Source organism: Phormidesmis sp. 146-20, assembly GCF_052939475.1.
Genome location: NZ_JBJPHT010000034.1, coordinates 58,991 through 68,469 on the forward strand (window position 1 = coordinate 58,991; position 9,479 = coordinate 68,469).

At 49.4% G+C, this 9,479-nt stretch carries 9 protein-coding genes and 1 pseudogene; 4 read left to right on the plus strand and 6 right to left on the minus strand.

Features of this window, described 5'->3' with window-relative positions:
- Positions 1-219 precede the first annotated feature (219 nt).
- Positions 220-1,125, plus strand: a complete 906-nt coding sequence (locus ACKFKH_RS22500) for a hypothetical protein (RefSeq protein ID WP_446860595.1) — start codon at positions 220-222, stop codon at positions 1,123-1,125.
- Positions 1,126-1,333: 208 nt separating this feature from the next.
- A complete protein-coding gene (locus ACKFKH_RS22505) occupies positions 1,334-2,263 on the plus strand; it encodes a TIGR04168 family protein (protein ID WP_446860596.1) in 930 nt (309 codons plus the stop codon).
- Between the two features lie 590 nt (positions 2,264-2,853).
- Here the strand turns inward: ACKFKH_RS22505 and ACKFKH_RS22510 are convergent.
- Both ACKFKH_RS22510 and ACKFKH_RS22515 read right to left on the minus strand, forming a co-directional pair.
- Positions 2,854-3,324 carry a hypothetical protein gene (locus ACKFKH_RS22510; protein ID WP_446860597.1) on the minus strand — a complete coding sequence of 157 codons (471 nt, stop codon included), beginning with the start codon at positions 3,322-3,324 and terminating at the stop codon, positions 2,854-2,856.
- A 57-nt stretch (positions 3,325-3,381) separates the two neighbouring features.
- Positions 3,382-4,113 (minus strand): phycocyanobilin:ferredoxin oxidoreductase, encoded by a 732-nt coding sequence (locus ACKFKH_RS22515; protein ID WP_446860598.1) that lies wholly within the window; start codon positions 4,111-4,113, stop codon positions 3,382-3,384.
- A 110-nt stretch (positions 4,114-4,223) separates the two neighbouring features.
- Here ACKFKH_RS22515 and ACKFKH_RS22520 point away from each other — a divergent pair, with 110 nt between their 5' ends.
- Together ACKFKH_RS22520 and ACKFKH_RS22525 are read left to right on the plus strand one after the other, a co-directional pair.
- The gene (locus ACKFKH_RS22520) at positions 4,224-5,015 is read left to right on the plus strand and encodes a serine/threonine protein kinase (protein ID WP_446860599.1); all 792 of its coding nucleotides are present in this window, start codon (positions 4,224-4,226) and stop codon (positions 5,013-5,015) included.
- Positions 5,016-5,039: 24 nt separating this feature from the next.
- Positions 5,040-6,401 (plus strand): serine/threonine protein kinase, encoded by a 1,362-nt coding sequence (locus ACKFKH_RS22525; protein ID WP_446860600.1) that lies wholly within the window; start codon positions 5,040-5,042, stop codon positions 6,399-6,401.
- Positions 6,402-6,742: 341 nt separating this feature from the next.
- On the opposite strand, the gene ACKFKH_RS22530 is transcribed toward ACKFKH_RS22525, so the two are convergent.
- The 4 genes and pseudogenes from ACKFKH_RS22530 to ACKFKH_RS22545 all read right to left on the minus strand — a co-directional run.
- Positions 6,743-7,552 (minus strand): ATP-binding cassette domain-containing protein, encoded by an 810-nt coding sequence (locus ACKFKH_RS22530; protein WP_446860601.1) that lies wholly within the window; start codon positions 7,550-7,552, stop codon positions 6,743-6,745.
- On the minus strand, positions 7,549-8,337 hold the full coding sequence (locus ACKFKH_RS22535; protein ID WP_446860602.1) for an ABC transporter ATP-binding protein: 789 nt from the start codon (positions 8,335-8,337) through the stop codon (positions 7,549-7,551). Before ACKFKH_RS22535 ends, ACKFKH_RS22530 begins: the two co-directional genes overlap by 4 nt.
- On the minus strand, positions 8,330-9,193 hold the full coding sequence (gene nikC, locus ACKFKH_RS22540) for a nickel ABC transporter permease subunit NikC (protein WP_446860603.1): 864 nt from the start codon (positions 9,191-9,193) through the stop codon (positions 8,330-8,332). Before nikC ends, ACKFKH_RS22535 begins: the two co-directional genes overlap by 8 nt.
- A 2-nt stretch (positions 9,194-9,195) precedes the next feature.
- Positions 9,196-9,417: pseudogene (locus ACKFKH_RS22545) on the minus strand (ABC transporter permease subunit); the annotation flags it as partial.
- Positions 9,418-9,479: the final 62 nt, after the last annotated feature.

Sequence of the window (9,479 nt, forward strand, 5' to 3'; positions counted from 1 at the left end):
TCCGGTTCAAAGTCCCTCACTCGTGGGGGATCTAGGGCGACTAAACGCTTCGCGCTATAAAGCGCTTCGCTAGTCTAAAGAACGCAGTTCTCTGGCGATCTTGATAGACAGCACTTCAACAGCCTTTACATCATCAGCACTCTAGAAACCAATCATTTATCCCGATCGCTTCTCAGCCGCTATCCTGAATGTAGGCAAATTGTCAAAGCTGATATCAGTATGGTTGGATCGATCGAGCAAATTAGACAAACCCTTGCGACTTTAGACAAAAAAATTGAAGCGATCGGGGACGAGTTTTACAGCACTTACTCTGGCTATTTGACAGCCCTGGGACAAGTCGTACAGCAGCAGTTAATTTTGTCGGGCTACCACGTTTGCACCGAAGGCTACCCAGAAGCGTTTCTCAAACTGTCGCTTAGTCAACGCCAACAGCTTCAGCAAGCCTTAAAAGCTCTAGCCAAACGAGGTCAGACCGGATTGATTGCCTGCTTAAGACCGATCGCCCATGAAGTCAATTCCGAGCCTCCAGCAGATACGCCTCCAGCAGACACGTCAGAGTTTTCTCAGGAAGTGATGAACCTTCCTAGTGACGCAGAAAATGCTTTAGAACTGTTGCTCAATGCGGCAAGGGCCAAACGCAACGCTCAAAAATCGCCCCCCACAACGCCCCTAGAAATTCTCGTACAGTGGCAAGAAAATCTAGAGCGCGCGATCGCTCAACAGCTACAAACCCTCTCGCGTGACACCAATCGTCTGCTACAACAGTCCGACATCTTACCCAAACACCTTCCCGAACCCGTCCTAGAAGCCGCAGCCAAGGCAGAAGGCGACCCCGTAGCAGGCACTCCCAATCTGTTGAATCTCTTGATTGAAGCCAGCGAAAAGTCTTCCAATTCTGACGAGAAAAAAGAACTCAGTGGTGCAATCCTCCACGTCGTCGCCGTTCAGCTTCGTCTCACCGAGCTTGAATTCAACGACCCAACCATCATGACCTGGCGCAACAAATTGAGAGATCTCAAAAAGCGGCTTCAAGTGTTGGCAAAAGAGTATCAAAAAAAGCAAACAGAACGAGCGATCGCCGAAGCCCAAGTCATGTGGCGCTCAACCTGGTCAAACGACGAATAATTTTGAGCCTTAACCGACGAACTAAAATTTCATCCCTCCTCGCGAAGCGGATTACCCCCAAAGGGGGAACAGATCATCGAAGTTCTCCCTCCTCGCGAATGCGGGGCAAAGCCCTCCCTCATCCCTTCCAAAATTCTCTGTCCTAAAGAACTATCCAAAATCTAGACATCTTGCCTATGCTGGAAGAGGACAGCGACAGGAAAGCAGAATGGTGGCCAGTCAGAGGATTAAAATTGCCGTTATCGGAGACATTCATGACCTTTGGGATCACGAAGACGAAGCGGCACTTAAAGCGTTAGACGTTGACTTAGTGTTGCTGGTAGGTGACTTTGGCAACGAATCTGTCGAAGTTGTTAGGGCAATCTCTCAACTCAGCCTTCCCAAAGCGGCAATTTTGGGCAATCACGATGCCTGGTACAACGCGACTGATTGGGGAATTAAGCAGTGTCCTTATGATCGCCGTCGAGAAGACCGCCTTCAGCAACAGATTGACTTATTGGGCGACAGTCATGTGGGATATGGCAAGCTTGACTTTCCTAAACTGGGCGTGAGCGTGGTGGGCAGCCGTCCGTTTAGCTGGGGTGGCTCGACCTGGAAGAATGATAAGTTTTATCGCGATCGCTGTGGAGTCAATAGTTTTGAGGAATCCGTCGATCGCATTGTTGCGGCCGCTGATAGCACGAATCACGAAACCATCGTTTTTATCGGTCACAACGGCCCAACCGGATTAGGCAATCTGCCCGAAGACCCCTGCGGCAAAGATTGGCAACCGATCGGCGGCGATCATGGCGATCCTGATTTTGAGCAGGCGATCGCTCAGGTTCATCAATCTGGCAAAACGATTCCTCTGGTTGCTTTTGGTCACATGCACCATACGCTACGCCACACAAAACAACAACTGCGCCGATCGATTCACACGACCCCCCAAGGAACGGTTTATCTAAACGCAGCGAGAGTGCCGAGAATTGTGCAAAATCAGGGCGATCGCTTGCGGAATTTCTCTCTGGTGACGCTCGAATCGGGGGTCGTCTCCCAGGCTTCGCTGATTTGGATGGATCAAAACTTCAACGTCAATTCGGAAACGATTCTCTACAGCGTTCAGAGGAATGTGCAGACAATGGCGGAATCGATCGCTTAGGAATGAGAATTAAATAACTTCGACAATTGTAGAGTCTCGGATCGCCCTCCTCACGAAGTGGGGCGAAGCCCTCGCCAACCCTTCTCCCCAGGGAGAAGCTACCGTGTACACACAAGTCGCTCGCCGCTTCGTTTCAGTCGGCTTCAGCCCCCTAAATCCCCCAAATTTGGGGGACTTTGAAACCTGGAAATTGCTTTCAATTGAGGAAGCCTTCTCGTTCAAAGTCCCCCAGAATGGGGGATTTAGGGGGCGAACCCTAGATGAGCCGAACCGAGAAGAATTTGTGTGTACACAGTAGCCAGGGAGAAGGGGGCTAGAATCTGGTTCCCTCTCCTTGGGGAGAGGGCTAGGGTGAGGGTGAAATTTCGGAGTTATTTAATCCACGATCGCTTAGATAGAATTCGCCTTTTGTTTAACGTGAATTCGATGAAATCTTTGGCTGCGGTTGTCAATCTAGAAAAGCAAGCTAAATCCTTCACCCGTGAGGGACTTTGCACCGCAAATCCAGTCTAAAAGTCCCCGAAATTCGGGATTGGAGGGCAGAAGCGCTGCACACCGAAGCGAAAAAACTTCATTGAACGGACGTTCGGTTAGTCGTCTCCCTTCCACAGGTCGATCACCTCGTCGATCGTTTTTCCCAAAATCCGCGCCAGAGGCGAAAGTTGAGAACTCTCTACTTCGACACCGTTGTAAAGGTTTCGCAATTCTTCGCGAGAGAGTCGGTAAGAATCGCAAAACTTGGCAAATTCTTCAGCAGTGAGGTCAAGTTCGGACTGCCGCTCTCTAAGCAACAGGGCGATCAATGCCGTCCCGCGAGGAGGTCTGCTGACTTTATTGAGATAGTGCTGCATCAGGTCGTCTACGCTGTCTGTGCTGCCGACTTCTCGCGCAATCAGGTCATAACACGCCAGCATTAGAGCTTTTTGAAGCCTTTCCGCATGGTTGAGCGTGGCGATCGTTTCTTTAGCGGCTTTTAAGTGACAAAACCCAACGATATAAGAGATAGGAACGTAGGTGTCTTGAGCGTCAAACTGCCAGGATTGAGAAGACGATTGCGACATGAGGGATGATTCAGTAGATAGAGGGGGTCAAAATTCCTCATCTCAGTCTGGACAAATTTACATCACATCAAACAAAACGGTCGTCATATAGCGCTCGGCCCAGGCTTCACCAAAGGCTTTTTCTAACACGCGACGGGTTTTGTCATTTTCCTGCTGACGACCGCAATAGTAGCGCTGCCCTGCCAAAATTTCTGCGGCGGTTTCGGGAGTAGAGGGAGTAGCGATCGCGCGTTGACAGTGCAATTCTAAATACGCCTCAACTCGTGATAGGAATAGCGCTTCTTCTTGAGCATCGCCAGGGCGCACAAACAGACAAAACGGAGAAAAAATCTCGCCCCATTCTGGTAAGTCACGCGGCTGAGAAAAACTAGCCGACGGCAGCGCTTCTAACCCCAAACGGTATTCTTCAGGAAGCTGGCGTTCTGAATTGGTCGGAGATAGATCCACGATCGCTGCACTGATTTGCCCCCGGCCGCCCACCAGATCGCAGCCAAACATCGGTAGGGCATAGTCCGATCGGGGAAACATAACACAGTGCAGGATATCCAGCATCGTCCCCACTCTGGCAAGTTCAAGGTGGAGTTTGCGAAATTGGGGAGTCTGATAGCATCGGTTCTCAATGACTAGCTTTTCGCCTTCCATCCGCCCTTCTACGTAGCCCAGATCGTCAGGCAGATGGTAGGGTGAAAGCGCCAAATGACGGTGCCAGACGGCTTCGATCGTGTCTGCTAAATTGCGAATCAGGGGATGTTGTTGTTCGCGCAGAGAGGGGGTGGAGAGAGGAGACATATTCAAAAAGCGGTTGCTGATTGCTCATTTAGGATATCAGGTCAGCGATCGCCCAAACGGATCAACACTTTAAAACTTGACGGTAAAACTTGACGGTAAAACTGGGTGCTATGGCTGGACAAATTCTGGGTGATCACTACGAAGTGGAGCGAGAACTTGGAAAACAAGAAGGACGCTGGACGCTGTTGGCGCGTGACTTGAATACACAGGAGCAAGTGGTAATCAAGCTGTTGTGTGTGGATGAAACGCTGCGATCGGACGATCTGAAACTATTTGAGCGCGAAGCCGAGACGCTAAAAGCCTTGACGCATCCCTGTGTGCCTCAATATTTGGGCTATTTTGAACACCGTTTGCCGATCGGAAAAGCCCTGGCCCTCGTGCAAACCTATGTGCCCGGAAGGTCGCTAGAAGCCTGTCTCAAAATTGGGCGCACCTTCACCGAGGCAGAAGCCAAACAGATCGCAAAATCGCTGCTCTACATTCTGATTTATCTACACGGACGCAAGCCGCCCACGATTCATCGCGACATCAAGCCGAGCAATATTGTGTTAGCCGATCGCCGCACGCATCTGGTCAACTTTGGGTCGGTCAAAATGCTGTTGAGTCAAGAGGGCAACGCCTTCACCGCCGTCTCGACCCACGAATACACCCCACCCGAACAGTTTGGTGGCAGGGTTTTGACGGTTTCTGACCTCTACAGTCTGGGGGTGACGCTGATCGCGATCATTACCGGACGATCGCCCAAGCACCTACCCCGCAAAGGAACCAAACTAGACTTTGAGCAAGTCGTGGATCTCAGCCCTGCCTTTTCAAATTGGTTAAGCTGGATGACAGAAGCGAATCTCGATCGCCGCCTCAAATCTGCCAAAGAAGCACTGCAATCGCTAGAGGCAGGAGGTTGACGAAAAAGCAGGAGGAAAAAGTCGTTGTTGGATGACACACAGCCAGTTTTGGAAGGGAACGATCGCTACGAGATTCGACAATCCCTCGGCAAAAAGTCGGGGCGACAAACCTGGCTGGCGTGGGATCGGCAGACTCAAGAACGGGTCGTGATTAAGCTGCTGAGTTTTAGCCATGACTTTGAATGGGATGACTTAAAACTGTTTGAGCGAGAAGCGGCGACGCTGCAAGCCCTGGATCACCCCGCCATTCCTCGATATCTGGACTTTTTTGAATTTGATCAAGGTGACCGAAAGGGCTTTGCGCTGGTGCAAACCTACATTGAGGCAGAGTCTCTAGAACAGCATCTTAGAGCGGGACGATCGTTTACCGAAGCGGAAGTCGAACAGTTAGCCAGAGAACTATTAGAGATTTTGCGCTATCTGCACGATCGCCAGCCGCCTGTGATTCATCGTGACATCAAGCCGAGTAATGTGCTGTTGACCAATCGATCGGGCAACCGTCCTGGTCAGGTGCATCTCGTAGATTTTGGCTCGGTGCAGACGTTGGCAGCTAAGGAAGGGGGCACGATTACCGTCGTCGGCACTTATGGCTACATGCCGCCTGAGCAGTTTGGCGGACGGGCGACTTCAGCTTCTGACTTGTACAGTTTGGGCGCAACACTAATTTATCTGACCACGGGGCAACATCCCGCCGATCTGCCTCAAGAAGATTTGAGAATTCAGTTTGAGCATCTAGTTAATCTCAGTCCCAGTTTTGCCCATTGGCTGAGATGGCTGACCGAGCCGAGTCTCAACAAGCGTCCCACTTCTGTCCAGCAGGCCCTTCAGGGATTAGACGATCGCCAAATTCAAGAAGCACATTCTACTGTCATTGAGAAGCCCGTCGATCGACCGAGCCACAGCACAATTGTTTTAGTCAAAAAAGCCGGACTGCTAGAGGTGATTCTGCCTTCACAAAGACTGATGCTCGACCGATCGGGCCCTGTGATGTTGCTTCCGGTTTTGATGTTCGGTCTGCTCCCGTTACTTCTGATATCCCTTATTCTTGGGATGACTCCACTGCTGTTGTTATCTGGATTGGTGGTGTTTACGGTCTCAGTTGGGGCGGCGATCGTCAGTCTGCTGATTTTGTTAGCAGGACGGGTCACGCTAACGATTGATCCCTTGAACGTTGTGCTGATTCGTAAGATCTTCCGTTTTAAGTACGGACGACCTTTTCGGGCACGTCGCCGCTACATTTGGAAGTTAGTTTTAGTCGATCGTGGACATCGTTTGCACCTGTGGATCGGGACTCAGAAGTGCGAATTTGTGGGGACTTTAGACGAAATGAGCTGGCTGGCGTATGAATTGAGTGACTGGCTGAGACTGCCGATCGAGCGAGAATAAGACAATGCCAGTTCAATGAATTTTTCCGCTTCGTTGCTGAGGGATTCGCCCCCTAAATCCCCCACAAGTGAGGGACTTTGAACATTTAGTTCCCCTTTGCATTAGAGCAATTCATCCCGTGATTCAGCAATGCCAATCCCCCATTCTGAGGGACTTTGATCAGCGTATCTTGAAACTCTGGAACTTTTTCTTTGTCAAAGTCCCCCAATTTTGGGGGATTTAGGGGGCTGAAGCCGATCGAAACGAAGCGAGTCCCTCTCATCGAACTGACGTTAATAAGAGGCGCAGATTACCGGGTGAAAGGAATCAGCTAAGTTGACAGGCTGTCTGATTGATGTAAATCAACTGGGGTTCATGCCACAACGATCTCGGACATGAGTTGGAAGTTGAGCGGCGATGAGTTGCTGTGAGTAAGGATGCTGGAGTTTGGTAAAGTCTGAGGAATTGATGGATTCCACAACTGCGCCCTTGTACATGACTGCAACACGATCGGCCAGATAAGCCACGGCCGCAAGATCGTGAGTAATGAACAAGTAAGATAAATGAAATTGCTGCTTCAGATTCAATAGTAACGCTAAGATTTGGGCTTGAGTCGTCACGTCTAGACTAGAAACAGGTTCATCGAGAACAATGAGTTTTGGCTTGAGTGCGATCGCTCGTGCAATGGTGACGCGCTGCAACTGTCCACCGCTAAACTGATGCGGAAATTTATCAGCATCCGCTGCCGTTAGACCTACCGTCTCTAAAAGCTGAATCGTTTGATCAGTTGTTTCTGCTGCTGTAATTTTTAGATAGTTTCGCAATGGTTCACTGATAATTGCTTTGACCTTAAAGCGAGGATTGACCGCGCCAAAACTGTCTTGAAACACAACCTGCATGTCTCGTCTGAGCGATCGCAATTCCCGCGTTCTTAGCTGACTGAGTTCTTGATCCAGAAAATAAGTTTTGCCGCGATCGGGCTGTTCTAGACCCAAAACAATTCGCCCTAATGTACTTTTCCCGGCTCCGCTTTCGCCAACGACTCCTAGACAACTTCCAGATTCAAGCTCGATCGACACATCTTGCACAGCGGGAATGCACTGTGTTTCACCACTCCAGCCCAGTCGAAGAGAGTAGCTTTTAGAGACATTTTGCACAGATAGTAAGCTCATTGTCTTTCTCCGATGCGATTGATCAAACGGGAGTCTAACAGCGATCGCGTATATGAATGCTGCGGATGGTCAAACAACTGCTCTACACTCGTTTGCTCAACAAATTTACCGTTCCACATGACTGCAACATCATCCGCCATTTGAGCAATCACCCCTAAATCGTGAGTGACTAACAAGACTGCACAATTAGTCTGCTGCTGAAGTTGTTTGATCAGGTTTAGAATTTGCATTTGTGTAATCACATCTAGGGCGGTTGTTGGTTCATCCGCAATTAGCACCTGTGGTCGCAAGGAGAGCGCGATCGCAATCATGACTCGTTGTAGCATTCCGCCACTCAGTTGAAATGGGTATTGGCGCAGGATGCGTTCGGGTTCGGTGAGTCCGACAGCTATTAGATGTTCGATCGCAATCGAGTGAGCGTCTGCGTGGGAAAGCGATCGGTGAGCGTGTAGTGTTTCAACAAATTGTCTTTGAATCGGCGCGATCGGGTTAAAGAAACTTGCCGGATTTTGCAGCACAATACCGATTTTTTGTCCGCGAATTTTCCGCAGTTCTGCCGTTTCTAGCCCAATTAATTCTTGTCCTAAAAGCTGAATGCTCCCTTGAATCGTTGCACCTTGCAATAGACCAAGAATCGATAAACAAGTTGCACTTTTACCGCTACCACTTTCGCCAATAATGCCTAAAACTTTGCCAGGTTGTAGCTGAAAGTTGACATTGTGAACAATAGAACGCCCTGAAAATGCAACCTTTAATTGATCAACCGTTAAAACCGCGTTAGACATGTTCTAGTTTCGTCTTTAAAGTTTCAGATTGCCGTTCCATCCGGGGGTCAAGCACATCGCGCAGCACATCTCCAACCAGATTAAATGCCAGAGTCGTGAGAAAAATCATCAGACCAGGATAAAGCATGAGTTCTGGTTGACGACGAAAGTACTCGCGCCCATCATTGATCATTGCTCCCCATTCTGGCGTAGGGGGCTGAATCCCCAGTCCCAAAAACGATAGTCCTGCAATGTGTAAAACAATATGACTAACATCAAGTGTTGTCAGTACCGTTAGCTCGATGAGCGTGTATGGCAAAATGTGCCGGAGCATAATTGGAATAGCACCCGTACCAGACACGATCGCCGCCTGGACAAAGTTACTTTCTTTGACGCTCAAAACTCGACTGCGAACAATCCGCGCATAGCCTGCCCAGTGAGTTGCGACTAAGGCAAGAATGAGATTATTAATGCCGCCGCCGAGTGTCCCGACGATCGCAAGAGACAAAATCAGCGAAGGAAATGCGAGAAACACATCACACACCCGCATAAGCCAATTATCGACTCTGCCGCCTACATAGCCTGCAACTAGCCCGACGAGTAGACTGATCGAAGTCGTAAACATGACGACGATCAGAGAAATTGACAGTGAAGCCTGCCCTCCATAGATTAGACGGGAGAGAACACAGCGACCGAGATGATCTGTCCCCAATGGAAAAATAGCACCAGGCGGCTGAAGCTTTTTCATCAAATCAACCGCTAAAGGATCGTGCGGGGCAATCTGCGGCGCAAACAGTGAGAGAAGCAGCACGATCGCAATTAAGCTGAGACCAAACCAGGCCAGCTTACGATCGAGCAATTTTTGCAAAATGGTCATGACTAGAGTTCCTGTTTACCAAAACGAATGCGCGGATCAAAATAGCTATAAGTCAAATCAACCATGAAGTTAACTCCAACAAACAGCACTGCGGTCAGACAGACATAGCACTGAATCATTGGATAGTCACGATTGAGAATCGATTGCACTGCAAATCGTCCGAGTCCAGGTAGCGCGAATACATTCTCTACGACGACCGTTCCTGCTAGGAGGTGAGCAAAACTTAAGCCAAAGGGATTGTAAAATAAATTGTGTCAAAGGTCAGAAGTTGAGATCTAATGAACTA

What these genes read in the sequence shown, in the direction of transcription:
- ACKFKH_RS22530 (WP_446860601.1), bottom strand. Translation starts at nt 7,552, where the DNA reads ATGAGCTTACTATCTGTGCAAAATGTCTCTAAAAGCTACTCTCTTCGA.
- ACKFKH_RS22510 (WP_446860597.1), bottom strand. Translation starts at nt 3,324, where the DNA reads ATGTCGCAATCGTCTTCTCAATCCTGGCAGTTTGACGCTCAAGACACC.
- ACKFKH_RS22520 (WP_446860599.1), top strand. Translation starts at nt 4,224, where the DNA reads ATGGCTGGACAAATTCTGGGTGATCACTACGAAGTGGAGCGAGAACTT.
- nikC (WP_446860603.1), bottom strand. Translation starts at nt 9,193, where the DNA reads ATGACCATTTTGCAAAAATTGCTCGATCGTAAGCTGGCCTGGTTTGGT.
- ACKFKH_RS22500 (WP_446860595.1), top strand. Translation starts at nt 220, where the DNA reads ATGGTTGGATCGATCGAGCAAATTAGACAAACCCTTGCGACTTTAGAC.
- ACKFKH_RS22535 (WP_446860602.1), bottom strand. Translation starts at nt 8,337, where the DNA reads ATGTCTAACGCGGTTTTAACGGTTGATCAATTAAAGGTTGCATTTTCA.
- ACKFKH_RS22505 (WP_446860596.1), top strand. Translation starts at nt 1,334, where the DNA reads ATGGTGGCCAGTCAGAGGATTAAAATTGCCGTTATCGGAGACATTCAT.
- ACKFKH_RS22515 (WP_446860598.1), bottom strand. Translation starts at nt 4,113, where the DNA reads ATGTCTCCTCTCTCCACCCCCTCTCTGCGCGAACAACAACATCCCCTG.